Source organism: Thermostichus sp. OS-CIW-31, from assembly GCF_054060305.1.
Window position 1 is genome coordinate 104,557 of sequence record NZ_JBSSDA010000003.1, and the last position, 24,777, is coordinate 129,333.

Genomic DNA, 24,777 nt, shown 5'->3' on the forward strand with positions numbered 1-24,777 from the left:
CTTAACTGATGGAGAACAGTCTTAATTGTAGAGGGAGAGGGTCTCCCAGAAGTAGTATCTGAGACTACTTTTCTTAGCCTTCTCTCCCCGGCTCGCCAATCCCAAACACTGCGCCCTTCTTGGGGGAGAGGGAAAACCGAGGTACCTGGGGCCGCTCCCTGCCCTCTTAATCCCCTAAGGCTCATTGTGCAGATCCGGGGATCCCTGCCAAGACAAACTGGGGGATCCCTCGCTGGCTAGATTGTCCTCCACCTGAAATCCAGGGGGCCACTCTTGGCTGTCGCGCACCCGTTGCACCACTTCCTGGGGCAGCGTCACTCCCAACTGCCGGGCAGCCATGGCCACCACATCTCCGCGATCGATCAAGCCGGCAATGGCTCCGGTGGGCGTGAAGACCAAAATGCGGCGCGGTTCCGCCTGGCGCATCATCTGAATCACCTGAGGAATGGGGGTCTCTTCTCGTACCCCCTGCAGTTGCTCCATCGGCTTGAGAATGGCTTTTAGGGTGAGGCGATCCCACTGGCTGCGCTCGATGTCGTTGAGCAATTCCGGCCTGACCAGCCCGCGGTAGCGGCCATCTTCCTCAGCAAAATAGACGTCTGCCGGTTGAGTTGGGGCTTCCGGCTTGAGAGAAGAAGGCACCAGATAGCGATCCACAAACTCCCGCAGGCTCATGTTTGCGTCCAAAACCCGAAAATGACGGGTCATGACATCCGCAGCTTTCAGGCGGGCCAGCACCTGCTGCAGCTGCGCGTACTGGCTGTAGCGGCGGGCGGTGTTCAAAATAAACAGCCCGATTAACCCCATCCACAAGCCGTTCAGGCTGCCGGCAAACACCGCCAACAACCCCAGCCCCAGCAGGCCAAAGCCGACAAACTGCCCGGCCCGAGCTGCCCAAATCATGCCCTGTTGCCGATCCCCCGTCCAACCCCAGATGGCTGCCTTGAGCATTTGCCCTCCATCCAGAGGCAGGCCCGGCAGCAGGTTAAACAGGGCGATCGTCAGGTTGATGACTGCCAAGCTGGTGAGGGTTGAGGCCAGCATCGACTCCGGCACAGCCCAAGCCCGGGCCACGCTGAAGAGGATGAACAGGCCCAAGCTGAGGAGAGGGCCTGCCACCGCCACGCAGAAAGCGCCAAGGGGGCGGGGAACTTCCCGCTCAATCGCCGCCATACCCCCAAAAATAAACAGGGTGATGGAGTTGACCCGTACTCCATAGGCGCGGGCCACCAAGCTGTGGGCCAACTCATGGGCCAGCAGAGAAAGAAACAACCCCACCGCCGTCACCACTCCATAGGAGAGCACCAGCAACAGAGCTGCCGGGAACCAGGTGTAGTCGATGAAAAAGGGGATCCCCCACAAGCTACCGATGCGCAGGCGACTGGTCATGACGATACAACTCCTTACACAGCTCTCACTTGGGAGAAGGCCCAGCAAGGTGCCGTTGAAGACGACAAGCAGCCCCTTAACTTGGGATCCCTCTCCTCCACTGTAGCCCTTCTGCCGGGCCTTCCGTTCCCTTGCGGCTCCCCCGGCAGACAGCAGGCCTGCCCTATCCCTAGAGGCTCTTAAAGATCTTCTCAGAGCACAACACTACCTACAACACCAGACCCCCGAAGATTGTGATAACGTGGTTGGGCATTGGGTCGGCGGGGCCAACCAGCACTCAAAAGTTGGAACGACCGAGCTTTAGCAGGGGAGCTTTGCAGGAGGGGTGTGGCTATGGTGTGGACTTCGTCCCACTCAGGCGAACAGAGCGAAGAAGTGCAGGGACTTGATCCCGCTGAAACGACGGGATCCCTGCCTCTGGGCGAGTTTCCGGCCACAGCCCCGGCGGCCAGCCCGGTGTTCTACCGCACCTACAGCCGTCGCCGCCCAGATGGCAGCCGCGAGACTTGGAGCGAGGTTTGCGATCGCACCTTGGCCGATATTGCCCGGTTGGGGCGCTTCACCCCTCAGGAGCGGCAGTTGGTAGAACGTCTGCAGCGGCAGTTGAAGGCGTTGATCTCCGGTCGAGCCTTGTGGGTGATGGGCACCGACTGGATCCAGAAGCCGGAAAACTTCTCCGGTGCCTACAACTGCACCAGTTTGGCGGTGGTGGACTGGCGGGCCTTTGGCCTGATGATGGATCTGGCCATGATGGGCTGCGGCACGGGAGCGGTGCTGGAACCCCAATTCATCAACCGCTTGCCTCCCATCCTCAACCGCCTTCAGGTTCACGTCAAGGGATCCATCGGCACCACCCCTCCCGAAGAGCGGCAGGAGCACACCCGCATCCAACGGCAGGGATCCCAGGTGCACATCCAGGTAGGGGACAGCCGCCGCGGCTGGGTGGAGTCCTACCAAGCGCTGCTGGAGCTGGCGTCGGATCCCGGCTTTGGCGGTCAGGTGGACGTGACGGTAGATCTGAGCGATATCCGCCCTGCCGGCGAGAGGCTGAAGGGATTTGGGGGCGTAGCCAACCCCATTAAGCTGCCCGGCTTGTACGAGCGCTGTGCCGCCATCCTCAACAGGGCGGTAGGTCGGCAACTGAACTCGGTGGAGTGCTGTTTGCTCATCGACGAGGCGGCGGTGGTGGTGGTGGCGGGAAACATTCGTCGTAGCGCTGGCATTCGTCAGTTTGCTGCCGACGACCAGCTGGGATCCACCGCCAAAGACAACCTCTGGCAGCAGGACGAAAACGGCAACTGGAGAATTGATCCCGAGCGAGATGCCCTGCGCATGGCCAACCACACGCGGGTGTTTCACCGCAAGCCGACGCGGGAAGAATGTATTGAGGCCGTGCGGAAGCAGTTTTACTCAGGCGAGGGGGCCATCCAGTGGGCCGGGGAAGCCGTAGCACGGGCCAATTGCGACCTTATCCCACCCGACCTAAAACCCGACTTTCTCAAAGCCTATGAGGCAGGAACGGCCCGAGAATGGCTAAAGGGACGGGATCCCTCCCTAGGGGAAGAGGAACTTCAGGATCGCCTGTGGCGCTATGGGCTGAATCCCTGCGTGACAGCCGATACCTGGGTGCACACGGGCGATGGGCCGCGCCAGGTGAGAGACCTGATTGGGAAGCAGCACAGCACCTATGTCAATGGAGAACTATTCAGTACCACACCGGAGGGGTTCTTCTACTCCGGTACCAAGCCTGTGCTGAAGCTTTTGACCAAGGAAGGGTTCTCTCTGCGGCTGACAGGCAACCATCGGGTTCTCAAAGTCACCGCTCAAACCCAAAAGGCACAATACACCGAGTGGGTACCGGCAGAAAGCCTACAACCGGGCGACCGCATCCTGCTGCACAACCATCGCGATCTCACCCCGTGGGATGGGGCGGGTACCTGGGAAGAAGGCTGGCTTTTGGGGAATTTGCTGGGTGACGGTAGCCTTACGGCAACCCCGTGGAACGACACGGCTTTATTACGCTATTGGCAAGATACCCAAGCCGAAATGAGCCAGTATGCGATTCAGCTTTTGCAAACGGCAGTGGGTTACGAGCCCCGCCAGCCAGAGGCATATCACTATGCGCAGCTTGGGTTGCGGGTTATCGGCTCCAGGGGGTTGGCAAAACTGGCGGCCCAGTTCGGCATGAGGCCCGGACAAAAGCAGATGACAGAGGCGCTCGAAGCCACCAGCTTCCAGTTTCATCGAGGCTTCTTGTGCGGGCTCTTTGATGCGGATGGCAGCGTGCAAGGTAATCAGGAGAAAGGGGTTAGCGTGCGGCTCTCTCAAAGCCATCTGGGTACCCTCAAAGCGGTTCAGCGCATGCTGGCGCGGCTGGGCATCATTGCAGTTTTGTATGAGAATCGCCGTCCTGCTGGATATCGCCTGCTGCCGAACAGTGCTCGCCAACCTGCACCATACGCTTGCAAAGCCCAGCACGAATTGGTTATTGCCAACGACAACTTGCATCTGTTCCAGGAATGGGTCGGCTTTCGGGAACCGCACAAAGCCCAAAAGCTAGAGGCACTGCTGAATGGCTACAAGCGCCAGCTCAACCGAGAGCGGTTTGCTGTGACGGTTGCTGCCCTTGAGGCAGACGGGGTAGAGCCGGTGTATGACTGTACTGTCCCCGGCCCAGCGTGCTTTGATGCCAATGGGTTTGTTGTCCACAACTGTGGCGAGATTATTGGCCACACATTCCATTGCAACTTGGCCGAGATCCACCTCAACCGTTTGGATCCCCACAACCGGCAGGAGCAGGAAGACGCCTTTACAGCGGGAGCTCTCACGGTGGCAGCCCTACTCCACCACCACTTTGTGGAACCTCGCTTCCAGCGCTCGCGGGAATGGGATCCCATCGTCGGCGTCTCGTTCACAGGCCTGTTCGACTTTTGCGTCAAAGCCTTTGGGGTTGAATGGCTGCGCTGGTGGCAGGAAGGGAGACCCGATACCCCCATCGGGAAGGAATTCAAGCAGCAGGAGCGGGAATACCTCAGCCGCTGGAAGGAGATCGTCCACCGCGTGGTCTGGGACTACTGCGACCGCCACAGCCTGCGCCGCCCCAACCGCTGCACCACGGTTCAGCCCGCCGGCACCAAGTCGCTGCTCACCAACGCCTCTCCCGGCTGGCACCCGCCCAAAGCCCAACGCTACATCCGCCGCATCACCTTTGCCAAAAATGACCCGGTGGCGCTGGCCTGTCTGGACTATGGCTACTCGGTGGTACCTGCTCAGGCGGACAAAGATGAAAACGGGAACTTGCTCAACGACCCCTTTGATCCCCGCTGTACCGAATGGCTGGTGGAACTGCCTGTGGAAGTAGAATGGGCCAACCTGCCCGGTGCTGGCCAGATCGAGATCGAGCAATTCTCGGCCCTGGCCCAGTTTGACTTCTATATGCAGGTTCAGAAGTACTACACCACCCACAACACCTCCGCCACCATCGAGCTGCGGGAGGACGAGGTGGAAGCTCTGGGATCCCGTATCTACGAAGCCATCCGCGACGACGAGGGCTACATCAGCGCAGCGCTGCTGGCCCGCTTCGATGCCCCCTTCCCCCGCCTGCCTTTTGAGAAAATCGACAAGCCCACCTACGAACGACTGGTGGCCGAGGTCAAAAAGAGACGGCGGACAGATAACTTCTTCGCGGCCCTGGCCCGCTACGACCGCAACTTTACCTTGGCAGCAGAGGGACCGGCAGGGTGTGACGCTCTGGGGTGTCTGTTGCCAGATTCGGCGCCTCAGAGCTAGTTCCTCAAAAGGGTTCCCCCTGCTGCCGACCAACCCCATCGGATGCAAAGGCGCGACCGAGCTCCCTCCTGTGATACCTTTGTAGGGACTCCTCACAACCCCAGGGATCCCTTCTGCCCTTGGAATCGGCCCCATGCAAGACGAAAAAGACACGCTTCGCCAACAGCTTCTCACCCTGCAAAGCGAGGCCCTCGCCCAAGTGGAACAAGCTGACGGTCTGGAGGCTCTGGAACAGATCCGCATCGACTACCTGGGCAAGAAAGGTAAGCTCTCCAAAATCTTGGGGGGAATGGGGAAGCTGCCCCCAGAAGAACGGCCTGCCATTGGCGCTTTGGCAAACACCTTTAAGGAGGCCCTCCAATCCAGTCTGGAGCAGCGCAAACAGGCCCTTGGTGAAGCTCAACTGCTGGCCCGCCTAGAAGCAGAGCGCCTGGATGTCACTATGCCCGGGCCCCGTCGGCCTCTGGGGCGGATCCATCCGCTGCAGGCCACCATCGACCGCATGCTCGATATCTTTGTGGGAATGGGCTACACCGTGGTGCATGGGCCTGAGCTCGAGACGGAGTACTACAACTTCGAGGCCCTCAACACCCCTGCCGACCATCCGGCGCGGGATATGCAGGATACCCTCTACCTGGCCAATGGCTACCTGATGCGTACCCAAACCTCCTCGGTGCAGGTGCGCTACATGGAGCAACACCAGCCGCCGCTGCGCATTGTGCATGCCGGTCGGGTGATGCGCCGCGATACCGTGGATGCCACCCACTCCGCTGTGTTTCACCAGATGGAAATTTTGGCGGTGGGCGAGAACCTCACCTTTTCCGACCTGAAGGGCACCCTCAACACTTTCATCACCCGCCTATTGGGCAAGCGAGAAACCCGCTTTCGGCCCAGCTATTTTCCCTTTACCGAGCCTTCTGCTGAGATGGACGTGCGCTTTGGCTCGAAATGGCTGGAAATCTTCGGCTGCGGCATGGTGGATCCCAATGTATTTCAAGCGGTGGGCTACGACCCGGAGCGCTACACCGGATTTGCGGCAGGGATCGGCATTGAGCGGATGGCCATGCTCCTCCACGGCATTCAGGATATCCGCCTGTTTTATACCAGCGACCTGCGCTTTCTGTCTCAGTTTTAGGTGGCTATCTTATCTGAGGAACAAAACCCTCGTCCTGAGCCCTGCAAGACCTTCAGAAAACCCTCTTTCAGGAAAAGGTTTGCTTGTAGATCAACTGCAATTGTTCTAGCTCATCTTGGCGGGCAGCACGGCGCAGCAGGCGCATTTGCTCTTCGATGAGCTGGCGAGCCTCATTACGGCTAATCGGATCGAAGACCAACTCCTCCATGGCAGCAGGATCCCCGCTGTTATCCGGCGGCCTGAAGTAAACCCGAAAAAAGAGCCTTTGGGCGTAGAGCGTGGTGAAGAGAGCCTGATTTTCGTCGACCTGACACAGGCTGTAGAGCAGACCAAATGTGGGGTGATTCAGATACAACTCATTCATGCCCAATAGCGTATCACTCTTGGGAGAGAGGAGAGACTTTTCTTCCCGGTCGGTGCCAGAGAAAGTTCTGGAAATGATGTGGCTATGGCTCTTGAGACCAAGGGCTTAAATCACAAGTTCCGCCCAGCTCGATTTTGGCTGTTGCGACTGGATTCAACATTAGCAAACTAACAAGATTTTGGGTCAGGCTGTTACCGCCGCTGCTGTTCCTGCACCTTCCTCTTCGTGTCATTCAATTCGTTTTCCACCTCTAGCTGACGAAATTGCTCTTCCAATTCATCCCAAGTCTCGAAAGGTTTTCCCCAAGGGCTGAAATTCCGGTCCGGGTTGTCGATGCCTTTGGCTTGCGCGGCTCTTACCTCCTGCAGCTTAGCCTTCACTTCTTGGCGGCGCTGGCGAATTTGCGGCAGCAGCGCTTCCATTTGTTGGATTTTCTCCTTTTGGGCTTTCATTTGACCCCATAGCTGGCTGCCCCTCTCCAACAGCTCAGCCTCCCGGCGTCGCGCTCCTTCGGCCAGATCGGGACGATTGGCCCGCTGCGCCTTCTCAATGCGAAAGTGCCAGGTTTTGATCTCCTCAGCCAAGTTGAGAATGCTTTTTTGGAGAGCCTCCTCTTGGACGCGGCTTTCCTGCAACAGCTGCAGGGTATCCGATTCCTGCTGGCGCAACTGCTCATCGAGGGCTTGCAGCTCGATCTCAGGGTGGGCCCTGAGAAATTCTTCCAGGCGGGTTTCCAAAAACCGGATGATATCTTCGATCAGTTTCATCGATGGATCCTCTTCCCAAGCCCTCAGTTGCGTTTAGAGTAGCCCAAGCTGGGCCATCCTAGATAGGGTTATCCCATGCCCGTTTAAGACATTCCCTTCGACCTTCACCCAAAGTGAGGCCAGGGATCCATCCGGCACGCCAGTTCACCGCAACTGGGAACTCTCCTGAACCCAACTACCCCCAGGCGGATCCCTCTCAATCCAGCAAACGGCCATCTCCAACCCGGATAATGCGCTGGGCGGCCTGGGCTACTTCAAGGTCATGGGTGACCACGACCAGGGTGATGCCCTGCCGGTGGAGCTCCGCAAAAAGGTTCAGCACTTCCTGGCCGGTATGGCTATCCAGAGCCCCAGTCGGCTCATCAGCCAGCAACAGTTGGGGTCGGTTGACAATGGCACGAGCAATCGCCACCCGCTGCTGCTGGCCGCCGGAGAGTTGGGCCGGACGCTGCTGCAGTTTGCTCCCCAAGCCCACTTGTTCTAGGGCTTGCTTGGCCCGCCGGCGTTGCTCCGGCTCCGGGATCCCAGCATAGGCCAAGGGCAGCATGACGTTCTCCAGCGCTGTCAGGACGGGCAGGAGATGGAACTGCTGGAAGACAAAGCCGATTTTTTGGTTGCGAATGTGGGCCAAATCGCGATCGGTCAGGGTGGAAACTTCCACCCCATCCAGCCAGTAGCGCCCTGAGCTGGGCCGATCCAAGCAGCCGATGAGGTTCATCAGGGTGGATTTGCCGGATCCAGAGGGCCCCATAATGGCGCAATACTCTCCCGGCTGGATCGCCAAGTCGATATCGTAGAGGGCCTGAAAACTGCCCTCCGGCAGTGGATAGACTTTGTTCACCCCAACCATCTGCACTACGGGCGGGCTGGCCGCAGCCAAGGCCTCGGCTGGGCGCTCCAGGGATCCGACCGGCCCACGGCGATGATTTGCCCAGGAATCTTGCTCAAGCATGGTTGGCACCGCGACTTGCCCCATTCTAGCCTTTGGGCTTCCCTGGCTTGACGGCTAACCGGAAGAGCGGATCTCCTGCGGCTGATGGTAGGGGCAGCTCCCCTGGGGATCCACCCTGAGGCGGTAGAGGGGAGAGCGTTCCTGATCGCAGCGAAAGGCTTGGGCCTGGGAAGTCAAGATCTGGCGGGCAAAGCGACAATTTTGGCACTTTTTGCCACCGTGATGACTGGATACAGAAGGCTGTTTTGGACGCGGCACGATCCCTGCTGGAGAAGGGGCAGCCTCTGCCGGGCGGATCAGCTCCCGTGGAGAAAGGCCGCGCAGCACCAGTTCGGATCCCTGCCAGCGGGCTTCCACCAGGCCGGTATCGGCCCAGGCCAGCCAACGGGGATCCTGGGTGATCTGGGGCGGCAGACGCACCTGTACCCCCGCCAAAGTCCGCGGCGGCCCCTGCTCCTGCCAAACTTCTTCCACCTCCCCCTCGTAGCGCACAGCGGGATCCCTGATCTCGGCGGGGGAACCGGCCTTCAGCTCCGCGAGCCTAACTGGGGTTTGTAGGTGCCCATCGGGCAACTCCAGCCAATGCCCAGGCTGAGGGCAGTGGACATGGTAGCGATTGCACAGCTCCGGCAGATCCGCCAGATCCTGAGCCTGCTGGGGGTCGGCGTGAACCAAGACCAAATGCTGGGGGCGAAAGGTGTGGATGATCTGGGTGAGATGCCCGACATCGTTGTGGCTGTGCCAGGTTATCCATTCAACGGCAATGCGGGAGCGCAGCGGCGCCGGCCAACGCTCAAACGGGGTAGCCAGTTCCACCTCTGGCAGCCGCACCAGCAGACAGGAGCGCTGCGGTTGGGCCAACAACCTCGACCAAATTGGATCCCAAGCCTCAGGCCCGGCATCGGCGTCGCACAGCAGCAAGCCTTGGGGCAGAGGATCCGCTTCGGTAAGGGGCTGAACCCGCGGCTGCAGGCGGTCTTCCCAGAACAAGGGCTGGTAGGTGGCGAAATTGCGCACCGGCTCCGGCAGGTAGGTGAGCAAGCGCTCGTAGAGATTGCAGCCTGCCGCCAGCCCCGGCGCCACCCATATCTTGAGCTCTTGGGGGGCTTGGGTAAAGCGGTGGTGGGCTTTGAGGAGAAAGATCAGCTCCTGCCCCAACCCCAGCACCGGCAGGGGAAACAGCACCGTTTGCCCCGCTTCCAAGGCGCTGAGCAACCGCTCCACCAGGCGATTTTCCAGGTGACGACGGGGTGGATGGCGGGTGGATCCCAGCGAAGCCTCGATGAGCAACACGTCCGGCTGCCAGTGACGCAAAGCGGCGAGATCCAAGCCGGGGGCAAAGCGAGTTGAGGCCAGGGAACAGTCGCCCGTGTACACGCAGGCTTGGGCCGGAGTGGTTTGGGTATTTTGCAGCAGGGTTGCCGCCGCTCCCGGCAGATGCCCAGCCGCAAAGAAAGTGAGCATCAGATGGGGCAAAATCTCTCGCGCCCGGCCCAAAGGCAGCGCCCGAAAGGGGGGAAAGCGAATGTCCCGGTCGTAGCCTGGCCAAACGCCACACTCCCACAGACCAGCGGCCAAATGAGCAGTCACCGGCGTGGCGTAGAGAGGTACCTGAGGGTAACGACGATGAAAAGCAGGTAGCCCTTGCACATGGTCAAAGTGAGCATGGCTGCAGATTACCGCATCCGGGATCCCTGGCAGAGCCTTAAAGAGGGCAGGAGCGGGCAACCCGCAATCGAGAAGCAAACGGTGGGATCCCATCTCCAGCCAATAGGCACAGCCCTGCTGCCAGGGATCCGTACCCAGGGGGAGCAGTCGAAGGGGGGGTCTCTCTGACTCCACAGGTGTGTCGTTCTGAACCTAGAAGACCGCGTTCAATCCTGCAAACAGGAGGGGCGACTTGGCCAGGGATCCCCCCTCTCCACCGGTACACCTCCCCGGAGAGTTGGAGACAACCTGTGCCGATCCACTTATCCTACACTTCTCACAGCATAGCGTTTGCCCACCATCTGCCGCGGCAGCCTGCCATTTCATCCATGCAGCAGCTGAATGGATGTGGGGATTTGGTTTTGCGATGAACTTGTCTTGGCTTGGCAGCCTATGGGTCGGCGCTCTCTTCTGTCGCCGCAGCGGCGCTGCTGCTGGGAAAAGCAAAGCCGGCAAAATCGTGATCGTCGGGGCGCACCGTCAGGATCATCAGGTTGTAGAAGGCCCAGACCAAGCCAAACAGCAGCTCAGGCCAAGAGGGATCCCAACTGCCGGCAGAACGCAGGGATCCCACCCCCATAGCCAGAAAAGTCAGCACAATAGCCAGAGCCTGAGGTCCTAAGGAGAGCTGGGAAGGCTGCTCGGGATAGGGGGGCACTCCCTGCAGACTTTGCACCAGCGCCTGGATGGACTGAAAAAACTGGCTGCCCGTCTGCCGTTCCGACTGCCAAGCTGCCCCCCACAGATGGGGGGGAAAGGCCAAGAGCCAACTGATGCGCCCCAGGAGAGCATAAGGCAAAAACCACGCGAAGAAGACCCGGTCAAAGGCCGGCACCGGCATCCACCCCGTGCAGAGAAAGACCATCGGCACCGCCAAGTAGACCAGCTCCGCCATCCCACCGGCAGCCCAGAGGGCCAGCCACAGGTATTGAAAGCGCTGCTGCTGCGTGGTCGGCTTGCCCCAGAAGGGATTTTCCCTCAAGGCCGAAAACAAAGCCAGCAAAGCAACGCGGCGGTTGCGCAAGGGCAACAAAACACCCGTAACCTGGGTTTGGCGAACCAATTGAGACTGCCAGCCGCGGCAGTGCATCTGACACCCCAACTGCACAGGGCGACGAATGTCGATCCGCGGGATCCCTTCCAAAGCCTTGCGCCGGATGAGACAGCCAGAACCCAACAGGGGTGCCGCCTGGTAGCCCTGGGATCCCACCGCCAAAAGCTGTTGCAGGGGGTGAACGGCTCTGGGCTGGCCTAGGGTGCGCAGCATTGCCTGCACAAAGCCAGTTCGGTTGACAATTGGAGCCCGCTCCGGCGAGTCGTAAAAGTGGGGCAAGGTCTGCCACAGGAAGTCCCGCTCGAGAAAATGGCCCGGCTGTACTAGGAGGAGATACTCCCCTTGGATATGAGGGGATCCCATCGCGTAAGCCAGGGGGTCGGCTGTGGGGCTAGGGCAGGCCCAGTATTCGCAGGGAATGGCCCGCGCCGCCTTGGCCATCTCCTCATCCTCTACCCGATCCACAATGTGGACAAACAACCGCTCCCAAGGGTAGTCGAGGTGCAGAGCCGAAAGCACCGTCTGCCGGGTTGCCTCTACGGAATCCCACTGGCGCATCACCAGCACATCCACCCGCGGCAATTGGAAAAACGACCGCCGCAGAACCTCCGGGGATGGGATCGTCTCTCTCGGCACTTGGGGATAGCGGCTGAGGGTAAAGCCCACCGCCGCCAGCCAAACATACAGCTCTGCCCCCCAAAACAAAAGGGATCCCAAATCCATCAACCCGGCTGTCAGTCGCCAGTAGAGGTACATCACCCCGGCAATGAGGTGAAGCAACCCTGCCCAGCGAAACAGATACACCCGCATCAGCTTTCTGCCTTCCACGCTTTTGCCATTTTCGCCCTTGAAGGGTCAGGGATCCCTAGCTCCTCTTCTCTTCCGGCTGGCCCCAATCCTCAAGAACGAAAAAAGTTCAGGAATCAGCAACAGCAAAGCCCTGTCTGCTCTGGAGCAGACAGTTTTCAGCCCGGCAAGCAGCTTGGTCGACAGAAGCGAGAATCTTCTCTTGCGGAAGAAACTGATACATTTACGCTGAGCACTGCTGAACATCACTGTTCAACTATGCAGCGATAGCATTCTGTTTGTTTCCAAACAGAATGGCGGTATCCCGCAAAGCTTTGAGTAGAATACCCAAAGCGCAGTTTCCGTGTCGTCTTACTACCAATTTTCTGCTTTGCTTTGGCTACCATGTTGGCAGACTCGAAAGTAAACAGAAAGATCAACTGGTAGTAATCCGTACTGAACATATTATACATTATTTTCAGTATAGTTGAGCTTATTATTGACTAGAGTCATGCTCTCCCAGGCAGTTTCAAAGCTGGGCCTTTCCCTACTGGGCAGCCACCTCAGCTGGGTAGACACTCACCTTTTGCCGCCACTTGCCATAGCGCTCAAAAGTCACAATGCCGGTGACCACAGAATACAAGGTGTCGTCGCCGCCGATGCGCACGTTCACCCCTGGGTGAAACTTGGTGCCCCGCTGCCTGACCAGAATGTGGCCGGGATGCACCAGCTCGCCCCCATAGCGCTTCACCCCCAGCCGCTTGGCATTGGAATCTCGACCGTTGCGAGTGCTGCCCGTTCCCTTCTTATGAGCCATAACGCCTCCTATGCAACTGCGTGATCAACAGAAACGAGATAAAAAAATCGGGATTCAGGACACCTGAGTTCAGAGTTTATTCCTCATCCGCAGGGATCCCTGTCGCCGCTGCCGAAGGGGCTGCCTCTGGGTTAGACTCTGGAGCCGCTTCCGTACGGGATGGTGCCGTGGCTAGGGGCACCCCATTGAGTTCAATAGACTCGATCAGCAGACGGGTCAGCGGTTGCCGATGGCCTCTCTTTTTGCGGGTCTTTTTCTTTGGCCTCATCTTGTAGACGATGATTTTATCGCCGCGCCGATGCTGCAAAACCCGTGCCCTGACGACCGCCTCCGAAACGTAGGGATGCCCCAACGTGATTTGTCCCTCGTGGTTGATCAACAGCACACGAGACAAATCGAAGGGGCTGTTCTCCTCCACTTCCGCCAGGCGATCAACTTCGTAAAAACGCCCCGGCTCCACCCAAAGCTGCTTACCGCCGGTTTCCACAATTGCGTAAGTCATCTTTCTCCCTGCCGTACAGGTGCCCTGCGGGGGTCTTGAAACCTGATCCGAGCATTGACAGCGATCTTAGATCGTAGCCGAAAAAGCCGCCGTCCGTCAGCTGGGTTTGGTCGAGGACTGGCTTGCAACAGTTCCGGTCGAGCAGTGGGACGGACTCCCCAAGCACCTCATGCTGTTGCCCCCCAGCCCCTTTCCCAGAGGAAGAGGGGAGTTGGGAAGCAGTTGGGAAGCAAATGTGCAGCATCTGAGGCGACCGCAGGCCAGAGGTTGCAGAGTCATTCTTTGCTATTCGGTCAGCTTCTCCCAAGCAGCCTGAAGGGCAGCCTGCATGCGCTGAGCGGCGCGGCTGAGGCGATGTTGCCAGGTTTCCCACTTGTGTTGCAGAAACTCTGCCGCCTCGTCCAGTAGGGAGAGATCGAACTTGCCCCCTTTGGCCAGCTCGTCCCGCACCTGCTTCACCTTAACGCGCACCACCTCCGGCGGATCCTGTGGGCCAACCAACGCCTTGAGGCGATCCCCCATGCGCTGGATAAGCTGTTTCACCTGCCGAGATTTTTCGCTCCAAAAGTTCTTTAAGCCTTCCGCTTCCGATTTCAGCCGCTGCGGAGCATCCTCCTTGACCACCACCGCGTCCACATCAATGGCTTCCACATCCTCAGGCAGGAGAACAGCCCGCCCCCCCCAAGGCTCGGCAATGCTGCCACCCAGAATATAAGCGGCAATCGCTCCAGTCTCCCAGTCGAAGAGAAAATCCTCAATCCAGCCGACCTCTCGATTCCCAATGCGCACTGTGCGGCGGTAAAGAGAGCTGATGGGGGTTAGGGGGGTAGCAAAAACGGTAGAGTAGGTCAGCAGCGCGTCTGGCCCGATGAGAGAAATCTGCTCCAGGGGGGTGTACCCCTGCTGGCTGGTGAAGTAGCATACCCGCCCTGTTGGGTCAACCCAGATTTCTTCTACGGTACCCAATGCGGTAGCAGTGCTGCCATCGAGGGCCAGCAGGCCCACCACTTGGCTACGTCGGATGATCTGTTCCATAGGGTTCATCGAGTTATCTCCTTGATGGGTTAGCTGGGCAGCCTCAAAATCCGCGGTAATGGCGCAGTTGCCCCCTGAGCCGGGCAATTTCCTGAGCCATGTCCAAGACCATCGCTGCCCCCGTCCAGTTAAGCCCCAAGTCTCGGTGTAGGCGGCTCATTTGCAACAACCGCCTGAGCTGTTGGGGGGTCAGGTAGCTGCTCTCGGCCTCCACTAAGCCCTGAGCCAGCAGCCATTCCAGCAGGTGGGGAGGGATCCCCAGCAGTTCCGTGGCCTGCTCGAAGGTATAGAGCCGTTCTTCTACCCGCACAATGGCCAAACTCATAGACTCACCTCCTGCAAGTGGGCGCGGGGATCCCAGCTACGGCTTTGCCGCAGCTTTTCGTAGAGATCCCGCTCGGTCTGGGAAAGGGATTTGGGCGCCACCACCTTCAGCCGCACCAGCAGGTCGCTCCGCTGGCCTTGGGGATCCCGCCAGCCTTGGCCCCGCAGCCGCAGGGTTTGGCCGCTGTCTACCCCGGCAGGGATCCTCAGTTGCACGCGACCCGTAGGGGTGGGAACTTCCGCCGTCCCTCCCAAAGCCGCCTCGTCAGGAGTAATGGGCAGCTCGCAGAGCAGGTTGTCTCCGTCAAAGCGGAAGAAGGGGTGGGGGGGCAGCTCCAGGGTGAGGTAGAGATCCCCTCTTGGCCCTCCAAAGGGGCTGACCTGGCCTTTGCCCTTGACGCGGATGCGACTGCCCGGCTTGGCACCGGGGGGAATGCGGATGGTTAGCGTTTCTCCATCTAGGTTCAGCCGTTTCTGGGTGCCGTGGAAAGCTTCTGCCCAGCTGAGACCCAGAGTGCCCTCCACATCCTGCCCCGGCAAATCCACCGAAACAAACGGCCCAAAGCCGCCGGCGAAGCCCTGGAACCCGCTGCGGCGGGAGCCCATACGGCCCAGCAGCTCGTTGATAAACTCCTCGAAGCTGGCGTATTGGGCGAAGCCCTCCATGCCCGGCATTCCAGCAGCAGAACCAGTACCCACCCGCTGCCAGTACTGCCCAAACTGGTCGTAGCGCCGCCGCTTCTCTGGATCAGAGAGCACCTCGTAGGCTTCGTTGATCTCCTTAAAGCGTTCCTCTGCCGCCTTGTTGCCGGGGTTCACGTCGGGGTGATACTGGCGGGCCAACTTGCGATAGACGCGCTTGATTTCCTCGGCAGAGGCATCTCTGCTGACGCCCAGGATCTTGTAGTAATCCTTGAAGTCACTCGCAGCCATAGGCTCACCCCTGCAAGGTTAGGTTAGAGTTTTTCGGGCTATTCTCAGGATATAAGGTTGCAGCTAAAAAATTGGAGCAGACCCAGAACACGTACAGGCAGAGCGGCGAGATGGCGCTTTACTGTGCTCTCGCTACTTCGGAAACTTTTTGGGCTAGGGCTTGCGTTTGGAGAAGATCCCTTTCTCATCTCGTGTGAAAATTTGCTTGACCTTTTCCCAAGCTTTGAGGAGTGCATGGGTGGAGTTATTGCTCTCTTGTTTGGCTTGGTTGTAGGCTTCCACAAAGGTTTGCTGCGCTTCTTCCGAGAGGTCAGCGCGGATTTCCGGCGAGATGCTCTCTGGGGTTAAGTCTCCCTCTGGCTCACCGGGCAAGTTCAAGTCGGCAATGGAAACTTCCTCTCCGCCAGCACTCTGCAGCAGCCAGTAAATTTCGCCCGACTTCTCTTCCGGTACTTGCACCACCAACAAGAACTCGCCCGCCTGTACCCGGGTTTGGTAGATGGCGGCTTTCTCCTGCGGCATACCCAAGGCAATCAGGGCGGATCCCAGGCCCGCTCCCAGTGCTCCGTACAAAGCGCCGCCCGTTGCCCCCAACAAAGCGGCTCCCAGAGGCCCAGCGGCCACCACTGCCCCCAAAAAGGGAATGAACAGCACCCCCACGCCAGTGAGCAGCCCCAGCAGGGATCCGAACAGGGATCCATAGATGGCCCCATTGGTCAGACCGTCCAGAACCACCTCTTTGCGGGTGATAAACCCGGTAATTTTGGCTTCGGTTTGAAAGTTGCGGCCAATAATGGAGATGCGATCGTTGGGAATGCCACGGTTCAAAAGCCGCTGGATACACTCTTGCAGCTTGCCCTCTTCTTTGAAGGCGGCGGAAACACACTTTTTGGGAGCTTGGGCAAAAGCGCTCATACGCAATCTCCTGCTGAGTTTTACAGTGCCAAGGCAGGTTTTTTAACCTTTTCCCTGCTACTACTCTCGTCTTACTACTCTCGTCTATTGTCTCCCCTCTTCAGCAAAGGACTCGGTCGCAGAATCGCGAACCCCCTGGAGAAATCTCCGTACTAAAGATGCCAACTCTACCCTTACCCCCAGCCTCCTTCCAGAGAGAGGGGAGTTAGGACTTAACGCACGCTACTTGTTGTTGAACGACTGTGGTGTTTGGAAGAGCTACAGCGAGCGGATCCCGGCCATCAAGCCCTGGCAGACCCCCGTCAGGAAATCTGGATCTAGGGTTTCCAAGGTATCGCTCAGCTTGTGGTAGTGGGGGTTGCGCAAGAAAGCGGTGTCGGTAACTATAACGGCGGCGTAGCCCGCATCCCAAAAGGGGGAGTGATCGCTCAGGCGAGCGGCAGGCAGGATTAGGCCCCGCTGCCCGGCCAACAACCAACAGCAAGGGATCCCCACTTTTTGAAAATCACGCTGCAGCTTGAGCAGATCCCCCCAGGTGGGCCAGTTGCCGATGAGACCGATGTAATCTCCCCGGTTGGGGTAGAGCTTCTCAAGGCCAGCGGGGTAGCGTTGGGATCCGGGGGTGGGATCCCGGTAGCCCAGCATTTCCAAAGACAGCATCAGCCGTAGGGATTGCCTCTGACGTTGAAGAAACTGGGCGTAAGCCCCACTGCCCACCATCCCCCGCTCCTCCAGGTCAAAAGCCACCAGCCACAGGGGGGAAGGGGCAGGGTTGGCGGCAAAATGGCGGGCCAATTCCAGCAACACCGCTATGCCGCTGGCGTTGTCGTCTGCTCCAGGGGTTGCCGGGGCAGCGTCAAAGTGGGCCCCAATAAGAATGGGCGGGCGACCAGAACGGGATCCCGGCAATTTCAAGATCCAGTTGCGGTGCAGGCGGCCACCGGCCTCAAAGGGGAAGGACTCCAGGGATCCCCACTTAGAAAGCTGCTCTTGGATGTAGCGCTCCACCTGCTGATGGCCCAAGGGCGACCAGTCGGGATCCCGGGGCTGGGCCACTTGCTGCAGATGAGCCTCTAGGCGCTGCCGCAGGTCTTGGAGATCTGACGCCATCATGAGCTTCCCACTCCAGACCGGGCAACTTGAGCATGGATCTGTCGGGCCAACTCCAGGGTGAAGTAGCGGTGGGATCCCACCGTTCCCGCCAACACCCGAAACGGATCCTCAGGCTCCCCCAGGTGATCCAACACCAAAGCTGCCCCGGAAAAATCCTGATCCCGGGTATAGTCGTTTACCGTCACCACAGTGGGAATACCGGCCTGCTGGGCCGAGCGCAGCCCATTCTCCGAGTCTTCAAAGGCCAGGCAGGCCTGGGGGGGCAGCCCCATCTGTTCCAGGGTGTAGAAGTAGATGTCGGGGGCGGGCTTTTTGGCGGGGACAATATCGCCGGCAGCGATCACTTCAAACCAGCTCAGGCTCTCCGGCAGCGCGTGCTCCAAAAGGGCCGTCACGTTTTCCGGCGTGGTGGTGGTGGCAATGGCCAAGCGGATCCCAGCAGCTCTGGCCTCCTGCAGGAGGCGCTTCACCCCTGGGCGGAGTGGGATCCCCCCTTGGGCCAATAGGGCAGTGTAGTGGCGGGTTTTGGCCTGGTGCAGCCGGGCAATGAGGGCATTTAAATCTTCACCAGGGGGTAGCGGCGGCTGGCAGGTTGCAACGAAATGGCGAATGCGCTCTTTGCCCCCCGTAATGGCCAGGAGTTGGCCGTAGAGCTCCACCGACCAGTGCCAGTCCAGCCCTGCCTCGGCAAAGGCAGCGTTAAAGGCCACGCGATGACCATCCCGCTCCGTGTCCGCCAGCGTGCCGTCCACATCGAAGATCAAAGCTTGGAGTGTCATGTGTACCCCCACCCGCCTACAAGCGACTCTATGCTACTGCATGGCTTGGGTGCCCCTAGCCAGGTTTCTGGGAAGGCCAACAAGGTGAGAAAATGAGGCACTGGTTATCCAATCTCGCCATGAGCTTCGATTTTGACGTAATCATCATCGGTGCCGGCGTCGGCGGTCACGGCGCTGCTTTACATGCTGTCGAATCCGGCCTGAAGACCGCCATCGTCGAAGGTGCAGAAATGGGCGGCACCTGCATCAACCGCGGCTGCATCCCCTCCAAGGCTCTGCTGGCCGCCTCCGGACGCCTGCGGGAACTGCAACACAGCTCTGAGCTGGGCATCCAAGTGGGATCCGTCCAGGCTGACCGGGGAGCGATTGCCGCCCATGCTGCCCAAGTGGTGGAGAAGATCCGCGCCGACATGACTCGCTCGCTGGAGAAGCTGGGGGTAACAATCCTGAGAGGGCGGGGCAAGTTGGTGGCACCCCAGCAGGTGGAAGTCCAGGAAGAGAAGGGATCCTATACCTACACGGCACAGGATGTTATTCTTGCGACGGGCTCCCGCCCCTTTGTGCCCCCTGGCATCGAGGTGGATGGCCGGACGGTGTTCACCAGCGACGAGGCGGTGCGGCTGGAGTGGATCCCGGAGCGCCTAGCGATTATCGGCAGCGGCTACATTGGCCAGGAGTTTGCCGACATCTACACTGCCTTGGGATCCCAGGTCATCCTCATCGAAGCCCTGGAGACCCTGATGCCGGCTTTCGACCCAGACATTGCCCGCCTGGCCCAGCGAGTGCTGATCAAGCCCCGCTCCATTCAAACCTTTGTGGGCGTGCTGGCTCGGCAGGTGATCCCCGGCCAGCCGGTGACCATTCACCTCTCCAACGGCGAGACGCTGCAGGTGGATGGCTGCTTGGTGGCTGCCGGTCGGATCCCGGTCTCAGAGGGGCTGGGCTTGGCCGAGCTGGGCATCGACACCGGCAAACGGGGGTTCATCCCCGTCGATAGCCGCATGGCCACCGATTTGCCTCACCTCTGGGCCATTGGGGATGTGACAGGCAAAATGATGTTGGCTCACGCGGCGGCAGCTCAGGGGAGAGTGGCCGTGGAAAACATCTGTGGCCGTACTGCCTACATGGACTACCTCAGCATCCCGGCCGCGGTGTTCACCCACCCGGAAATGGGTTTTGTGGGGCTGACCGAACCTCAGGCCAAGGAGGAAGGCTACAGCGTGGGCACGGTGCGCACCTACTTTGGCGGCAACTCCAAGGCCATTGCTTCGGGAGAGACAGAGGGCATGGTCAAGCTGGTCTTTGACAAGAGCACCGGCCTACTGCTGGGATCCCATATCTTCGGGCCCCATGCGGCGGATTTGATTCACGAGGCAGCTCAGGCCATTGCTCGCCGGGCCACGGTGCGAGAACTGGCCGGCTTGGTGCACGTTCACCCCACCTTGGCAGAGACGCTGGAGGAAGCCTACAAGCGGGCAACTCACGCTCTGGCAGGGCCTTAGCCAACGGCTCGGCAGAGGGTCGCCTGCCTCACTCGGTTTTGTGAGGACTCCGTCCCGCCCGCTCTGCCTCCGGCGGGGTTTACAACCAGGCTGTGAAGGGCCAGGTTCTCAGACGGGCAACCCAGCAAGATCTCCCGGCTCAAAGCGTCAAGAAAACCGTAGGATGGGGGGGAACGCGTGGGAGGAAGTGCTTTTGGTGAGCGAAGCCGAGATTACCCGGGCGGTGCAGGCCCAGTACGAGACGTTCCCCTACCCTCCTATTCCTTACGACCGACCCTTTGAGGGCTTCTCCAGTCTGGGCAGCTACACCTTGGCGCAGTACGCCCGCACCCGTAGGCTGCAAGAGCCCGCAGGAGCCAGGTTTTTGGTGGCCGGGTGTGGCACCGGCTGGGAAGTGCATGGCATTGCCGCCAGCAACCCCGGCTATGGGTCGGTGGTCGGGATCGACATCAGCCGCCCGGCCCTAGAGATTGCCCAGAAGCGAATTAAGCACCACGGCCTACGCAACTGCTCTGTGCAGTACGGGGATCTGCTGGATCCCTCTACTTGGCCCGAAGGCAGCTTCGACATGATCAGCTCCTACGGCGTGATTCACCACACTGCAGATCCGGTGAAGGCTTTGAGCAATCTGGCATCGCGGTTGGCTCCCGATGGGGTGATGGCGCTGATGCTCTACAACCGTTCAGGCCGTTGGCATCTGTACCGCATTCGGCGAGCCTTGGAGTTGTTGGGCATCACCCCACCTGCAACCCCAGAAAAGATCGAATTTGTGCGGCAACTGCTGAAGGGAGCCAGCCCCAATTCCCTTTTGGCCAAGCACGCCAAGGCTCACCAAGAATACTATGGACAAGATGAAAACATTGTCGATAATTTCTTCCATGCCAATGATATTCCTTTCGACATCGGCGAGATTCCCGACTTGCTTGCCCAAGCCGGGCTGGAGTTTATCGATGTAGCCCCCTACTTGGACTATTGGAATGCCAGGCCGTTGATTGCCGCCACCCACCCGGAGTTCCATCGCCGCTACGAGGCCCTTGCTCGCATCGACCAACTGCGGGTCATGGAGTATCTGGAGCCTCTGTATCACACGCAAAATCTCTTCTGGTGTTGCCATCAAGGGAAAAAGGTGGACCACTGGGATCCCTTTACAGTCGAATTTTTTAAGAGCTCCCGCTGGCAACTCAACCCCTTGTTCGTCCGCTATGGCAGCGTGCGCTACTGGGATCAAAAAATCCCCTTTTCAGATCTGTTGGGCAAGCTGGATCCGGCCCAGATCCTGACCCAGAAGATGGATATTTTCTGGCCTATCGCCCGGATCCCTGGCAAGATGATGGCCTCTACCCGCTACCAAGTGGTGGAGCTGCTGCTGCCCTTGGCCAATCAAGCCCGTTCTGGCGCTGAGATCCTGGCTGCCCATGAAGAGAGAGCCGACCACCTTCTCAACCTATTTCGACAGTGGGAAGCAGACCGGTTAGTCCTGCGGGTTGCCTAGCTTCTGGTTATTCCAAACAGTCCAAATCACCAGGGTCAAAGTCTGTTCCATGCTAAGGTTGTATCATGCATGACCGAGGACGGTGCTTCTCCCCAGGCATGTTTGCGCCGGCGGTGCGGAGCACCTCTACTGGGACATCTTCGCCACAGCTTTCCCTGTGAATAGAGCTGGCAGATCTGGATCCCGATCAACATCCCTGACAACCCCAACGCCAGAGCTGGTAGGAGGCAAGGATGGCTGACTACAATCGCGGCATTATGAAGTTCAAGGGGGCGGATAGCCCAATTGTCGTTTTGATCTCGGCAGGAATTGTGGCCGGTGTGGTTTCGGCCCTGATCTGGTGGGCTTTGCACTTTGCTTACGCAGCTTGAGTCTCAGCCCATATCAGAAGCCGAGGTCAGTTTTTCCTACATTGCCAGCCTTCCGAGCAAAGGAGGGGAGTGGGACGAGGCTTTCTTGCAACGCTTGCGGCAGTCTCTTCAGCGTTGGTACCGTGAACACGGGCGGGATCTGCCCTGGCGCCGCACCCGGGATCCTTACGCCATTTGGGTTTCGGAAGTGATGTTACAGCAAACCCAGGTGGCAACAGTTATCCCCTACTTTCAGCGCTGGATGCAGACCCTGCCTGGGATCCCAGCATTGGCGGCAGCCCCCCAGCAGCAGGTGCTGAAACTGTGGGAGGGCCTGGGCTACTATCGGCGGGCCCTGAACTTGCACAAAGCTGCCCAAATCCTGGTGCGGGAACGGAACGGCGAGTTCCCCAGGGATCTGGAGCAGGTGTTGGCTCTGCCGGGGATCGGGCGCACCACGGCTGGCGGCATTCTCAGCGCTGCCTTTGATCAGCCTTTGCCCATTTTGGATGGCAACGTCAAGCGGGTGCTGGCTCGCTTGGTGGCTTTGCAGCAGCCTCCGTCCCAGTGTCTGCCCCTGTTGTGGCAGCTTTCCCAGCAATTGTTGGATCCTGTGCAGCCACGGGCTTTTAACCAAGCCCTGATGGATTTGGGAGCTACCGTCTGTCGTCCCAAAAAGCCTCACTGTGGCCGGTGCCCTTGGCAAGCGGATTGCAGCGCCTACAATCGAGGTCAACACCAACAATTGCCTATGTCTGCACCCCGTGCCTCTCGTCCTCATAAGCAAATCGCGGTTGCCATTGTTCTGCGGGGAAAAGAAATCCTTATCGATCGACGACTGGAAAGCTCGATGCTCAGTGGGCTGTGGGAGTTTCCCGGAGGCAAAATCGAGCCGGGAGAAACGGCTGCCGAGTGTGTAGTACGGGAGGTAAAAGAAGAAATCGGCATCGATATCGAGGTGGTCGCGCCGCTAGCCACCGTCGAACATGCCTATACCCATTTCACCGTTACTCTTGTTGCTTTTATCTGCCGCTACCTGGGCGGAGAAGCCCAAGCCCTGCAATGTAGCGAGGTGCGCTGGGTCAGCCCGGCGGAACTGTCGGAATTTCCCTTCCCAGGGGCCAATCAAAAGTTGTTTCCCCACTTGTATGCTTGGCTGGCAGAGCATGGCAACCCATGATGAACCCACCCAATCCGCCAAATGGCTTAGACCCTTCTGGAACGTTTGCCCCAAGACATTCGATAGGATAGTAGATGTCCTGCTGCCGTGAGCTACGGATATGCTTGTCACTCTGGAAAAAGCTGGGGAGATTCTGGCTAAGGGATCCCACACAGCCATCACAACCACAGATGGCAAGATCGCGCTGGTGCCCAAAGGAAAAGAAACCCTCAAACTGACGGCCAACGAAGCCATTAACCTAATGTTTTATGTCGTCCGCTCCGCTGAACCGGCAGAGACGGTGATGGCCCAACTGGAGGAGGCAGTTGCCAAAGCTCAAGCCCCCGATCCAGCCGAGGAACGGGCCAGAAAATATCGAGAACTTCGTGGCGTCTAAAGGGGTGGCATTCGTGCCGGGTGGAGCCTTTCGCCAACTGGAGAGAGACTCCAAAACTTAAAAGCAGGAGGAGCTGAGGGCGACAAACTTCCCATCGGTGGTCCACCCCAGCAGCATGGGCTCTTGCGGTTGAATGGCCCGTCCGGTGAGAGCGCAGCATTGGGCTTGGTGGGCCGTGGCCGGGAAGCTGGCCCGAATATCCTCAGGACTGAGGGTGGTAGCCCCTTGAGAGTGACGCAGGACATAACTCCAAAGAATTTCCCGTATGAGGGCCTGGTAACCCTGATTTCCGGCCAACGCCTTCAGTCGCTGCTTCAGCTCACGTTCCAGCCGAATGCTGGTCACTTCCATCTGGGTCGTGGGAATGGGGGAATGGGCGCGAATGGGCATGCAGGGATCCTCCCTCGAAAAGCCTATACTACTTTTGTTGCATAGCTAACTTCTCGCCCGAGCGAGGATCCCGGCCTGGGTGGGATGGCCCAGGTCAAAATGGGCCTAAGCTGTGCAGCTCTGACCGCTGAGGCAACGTCAGTATCCTGATGGTATGGTTGAGTTGATCCCGTCCCGCCGTCGTGCCTTGGAGCATTTGCTGGCTCGTCTTGGATTCAGGGATCCGGCTTTGCTGGAACAACTGCGCTGGGATCTGCTGGATCAGGCCTTGATTCACCCTTCTCTGGATGGCCAGCGGAACAACGATCGGCTGGAGTTGTTGGGGGATTCTGTCCTGCGGATTTTGGTTACGGAATTCTTGTTTCAGTCCTATCCCCATCTGTCGGTGGGAGAGCTGACCGCGATTCGCTCTGACCTGACCAGCGATGCTCACCTGGCAGAACTGGCGGATCTGCACGGCTTGGATCGCTACCTGGAGGTGGGATCCAGCTCGCAAAACGACTTGGCCGGGCGGGGTCGGCGGCTGGCGGATGCTTTCGAGGCTCTCCTGGGAGCCTTTTATCTCAGTTGGGGTATTTACACGCTGCCCAGGCTGCATCCCTGGCTGGATCCCTATCTACACCGGCGAGTGGAGCAGTGGTTCCAAGACCCCACTCGGCGCAACCCCAAAGCAGCCTTGCAAGAACTGACCCAACGCCTTTGGGGTAGCCTGCCCGAATACCGCCTGGTGGCCGCCCAGGAGCATCCCCCCCATTTCACCATGGAAGTCTGGGGGCAAGGACGGTGCTGGGGTCGCGGTGAAGGTCGCTCAAAAAAGGCTGCGGAAATGGCCGCCGCTGCTCAAGCCTACGAACACTTGCAGTCGGAGAAGACATGAGAGGCAACCACCGCTACGAGTTGGCCAGTTGGTTGTTTTTGCTGGGGAGCAGCCTGTTTGCGGCGAGCGAGGTGATGACCTTGGGTAGCGACCCCCCTCCGTGGGATCCCGCAGCTCCAGCCTTTCTCAATCTCAAGGTTGTCCAAACCCTGCTGGGAATAGGAGCCAGCCTCCTGTTCGTCGTAGGCAGTGCTCTGTTCATCCTCGATGCCCGTCACCGCTGAGATGTGCACCCTACCCAAAACCACA

At 59.2% G+C, this 24,777-nt stretch carries 24 protein-coding genes; 9 read left to right on the plus strand and 15 right to left on the minus strand.

Annotated elements, in window-relative coordinates; translation table 11 throughout:
• Positions 1-174: 174 nt before the first annotated feature.
• Positions 175-1,389, minus strand: a complete 1,215-nt coding sequence (locus tag ACVWY9_RS03045) for a site-2 protease family protein (RefSeq protein ID WP_457387473.1) — start codon at positions 1,387-1,389, stop codon at positions 175-177.
• 333 nt (positions 1,390-1,722) lie between these two features.
• On the opposite strand from ACVWY9_RS03045, the gene nrdJ reads away from it, so the two are divergent.
• Positions 1,723-5,178 (plus strand): ribonucleoside-triphosphate reductase, adenosylcobalamin-dependent, encoded by a 3,456-nt coding sequence (gene nrdJ, locus ACVWY9_RS03050; protein ID WP_457387474.1) that lies wholly within the window; start codon positions 1,723-1,725, stop codon positions 5,176-5,178.
• 133 nt (positions 5,179-5,311) lie between these two features.
• Positions 5,312-6,313, plus strand: coding sequence for a phenylalanine--tRNA ligase subunit alpha (gene pheS, locus ACVWY9_RS03055; protein ID WP_011432376.1), 1,002 nt, complete (start codon positions 5,312-5,314; stop codon positions 6,311-6,313).
• A 67-nt stretch (positions 6,314-6,380) separates the two neighbouring features.
• Here the strand turns inward: pheS and ACVWY9_RS03060 are convergent, their stop codons facing one another.
• From ACVWY9_RS03060 to ACVWY9_RS03120, 13 genes are all read right to left on the minus strand, one after another.
• Complete coding sequence (locus ACVWY9_RS03060) at positions 6,381-6,677, minus strand: PipX family protein (protein ID WP_011432377.1); 297 nt, start codon at positions 6,675-6,677, stop codon at positions 6,381-6,383.
• A gap of 191 nt (positions 6,678-6,868) precedes the next feature.
• Positions 6,869-7,444 carry a TIGR04376 family protein gene (locus ACVWY9_RS03065; RefSeq protein ID WP_457387475.1) on the minus strand — a complete coding sequence of 192 codons (576 nt, stop codon included), beginning with the start codon at positions 7,442-7,444 and terminating at the stop codon, positions 6,869-6,871.
• A 196-nt stretch (positions 7,445-7,640) separates the two neighbouring features.
• Complete coding sequence (locus ACVWY9_RS03070) at positions 7,641-8,396, minus strand: ABC transporter ATP-binding protein (RefSeq protein ID WP_011432379.1); 756 nt, start codon at positions 8,394-8,396, stop codon at positions 7,641-7,643.
• A gap of 54 nt (positions 8,397-8,450) precedes the next feature.
• Positions 8,451-10,238 carry an MBL fold metallo-hydrolase gene (locus ACVWY9_RS03075; RefSeq protein WP_457387476.1) on the minus strand — a complete coding sequence of 596 codons (1,788 nt, stop codon included), beginning with the start codon at positions 10,236-10,238 and terminating at the stop codon, positions 8,451-8,453.
• A 256-nt stretch (positions 10,239-10,494) separates the two neighbouring features.
• Complete coding sequence (locus tag ACVWY9_RS03080; RefSeq protein WP_457387477.1) at positions 10,495-11,985, minus strand: cellulose synthase; 1,491 nt, start codon at positions 11,983-11,985, stop codon at positions 10,495-10,497.
• 505 nt (positions 11,986-12,490) lie between these two features.
• Positions 12,491-12,760 carry a 50S ribosomal protein L27 gene (gene rpmA / locus ACVWY9_RS03085; RefSeq protein ID WP_011432382.1) on the minus strand — a complete coding sequence of 90 codons (270 nt, stop codon included), beginning with the start codon at positions 12,758-12,760 and terminating at the stop codon, positions 12,491-12,493.
• 76 nt (positions 12,761-12,836) lie between these two features.
• Entirely contained in the window at positions 12,837-13,262 is a 426-nt protein-coding gene (gene rplU, locus ACVWY9_RS03090) for a 50S ribosomal protein L21 (protein ID WP_011432383.1), read from the minus strand.
• A 285-nt stretch (positions 13,263-13,547) separates the two neighbouring features.
• Positions 13,548-14,297, minus strand: a complete 750-nt coding sequence (locus ACVWY9_RS03095) for a photosystem reaction center subunit H (RefSeq protein WP_041436253.1) — start codon at positions 14,295-14,297, stop codon at positions 13,548-13,550.
• Positions 14,298-14,340: 43 nt separating this feature from the next.
• Positions 14,341-14,622, minus strand: coding sequence for a chaperone modulator CbpM (locus tag ACVWY9_RS03100; RefSeq protein ID WP_011432385.1), 282 nt, complete (start codon positions 14,620-14,622; stop codon positions 14,341-14,343).
• Positions 14,619-15,554 (minus strand): DnaJ C-terminal domain-containing protein, encoded by a 936-nt coding sequence (locus ACVWY9_RS03105; RefSeq protein ID WP_011432386.1) that lies wholly within the window; start codon positions 15,552-15,554, stop codon positions 14,619-14,621. Before ACVWY9_RS03105 ends, ACVWY9_RS03100 begins: the two co-directional genes overlap by 4 nt.
• A gap of 153 nt (positions 15,555-15,707) precedes the next feature.
• Positions 15,708-16,469 (minus strand): ChaB family protein, encoded by a 762-nt coding sequence (locus ACVWY9_RS03110; RefSeq protein ID WP_414355624.1) that lies wholly within the window; start codon positions 16,467-16,469, stop codon positions 15,708-15,710.
• Positions 16,470-16,727: 258 nt separating this feature from the next.
• On the minus strand, positions 16,728-17,582 hold the full coding sequence (locus ACVWY9_RS03115; protein ID WP_457387478.1) for a M28 family peptidase: 855 nt from the start codon (positions 17,580-17,582) through the stop codon (positions 16,728-16,730).
• Positions 17,579-18,361 (minus strand): HAD family hydrolase, encoded by a 783-nt coding sequence (locus ACVWY9_RS03120; protein WP_457387479.1) that lies wholly within the window; start codon positions 18,359-18,361, stop codon positions 17,579-17,581. Before ACVWY9_RS03120 ends, ACVWY9_RS03115 begins: the two co-directional genes overlap by 4 nt.
• A gap of 119 nt (positions 18,362-18,480) precedes the next feature.
• Here ACVWY9_RS03120 and lpdA point away from each other — a divergent pair, with 119 nt between their 5' ends.
• The 5 genes from lpdA to ACVWY9_RS03145 all read left to right on the plus strand — a co-directional run bounded on the left by lpdA (position 18,481) and on the right by ACVWY9_RS03145 (position 23,261).
• A complete protein-coding gene (gene lpdA / locus ACVWY9_RS03125) occupies positions 18,481-19,863 on the plus strand; it encodes a dihydrolipoyl dehydrogenase (RefSeq protein WP_457387480.1) in 1,383 nt (460 codons plus the stop codon).
• 196 nt (positions 19,864-20,059) lie between these two features.
• A complete protein-coding gene (locus ACVWY9_RS03130) occupies positions 20,060-21,355 on the plus strand; it encodes a class I SAM-dependent methyltransferase (RefSeq protein ID WP_457387481.1) in 1,296 nt (431 codons plus the stop codon).
• A 233-nt stretch (positions 21,356-21,588) separates the two neighbouring features.
• Positions 21,589-21,726, plus strand: a complete 138-nt coding sequence (locus tag ACVWY9_RS03135; RefSeq protein WP_011432392.1) for a hypothetical protein — start codon at positions 21,589-21,591, stop codon at positions 21,724-21,726.
• Between the two features lie 85 nt (positions 21,727-21,811).
• Positions 21,812-22,885, plus strand: a complete 1,074-nt coding sequence (gene mutY, locus ACVWY9_RS03140) for an A/G-specific adenine glycosylase (protein ID WP_457387520.1) — start codon at positions 21,812-21,814, stop codon at positions 22,883-22,885.
• A gap of 100 nt (positions 22,886-22,985) precedes the next feature.
• The gene (locus ACVWY9_RS03145) at positions 22,986-23,261 is read left to right on the plus strand and encodes a hypothetical protein (protein WP_099812344.1); all 276 of its coding nucleotides are present in this window, start codon (positions 22,986-22,988) and stop codon (positions 23,259-23,261) included.
• A 57-nt stretch (positions 23,262-23,318) separates the two neighbouring features.
• Here ACVWY9_RS03145 and ACVWY9_RS03150 read toward each other — a convergent pair whose 3' ends face one another.
• Entirely contained in the window at positions 23,319-23,651 is a 333-nt protein-coding gene (locus ACVWY9_RS03150) for a hypothetical protein (RefSeq protein ID WP_457387482.1), read from the minus strand.
• A gap of 154 nt (positions 23,652-23,805) precedes the next feature.
• Here ACVWY9_RS03150 and rnc point away from each other — a divergent pair, with 154 nt between their 5' ends.
• Both rnc and ACVWY9_RS03160 read left to right on the plus strand, forming a co-directional pair.
• Positions 23,806-24,528, plus strand: coding sequence for a ribonuclease III (gene rnc / locus ACVWY9_RS03155; RefSeq protein ID WP_457387483.1), 723 nt, complete (start codon positions 23,806-23,808; stop codon positions 24,526-24,528).
• A complete protein-coding gene (locus ACVWY9_RS03160) occupies positions 24,525-24,752 on the plus strand; it encodes a hypothetical protein (protein WP_414349981.1) in 228 nt (75 codons plus the stop codon). Before rnc ends, ACVWY9_RS03160 begins: the two co-directional genes overlap by 4 nt.
• Positions 24,753-24,777 lie beyond the last annotated feature (25 nt).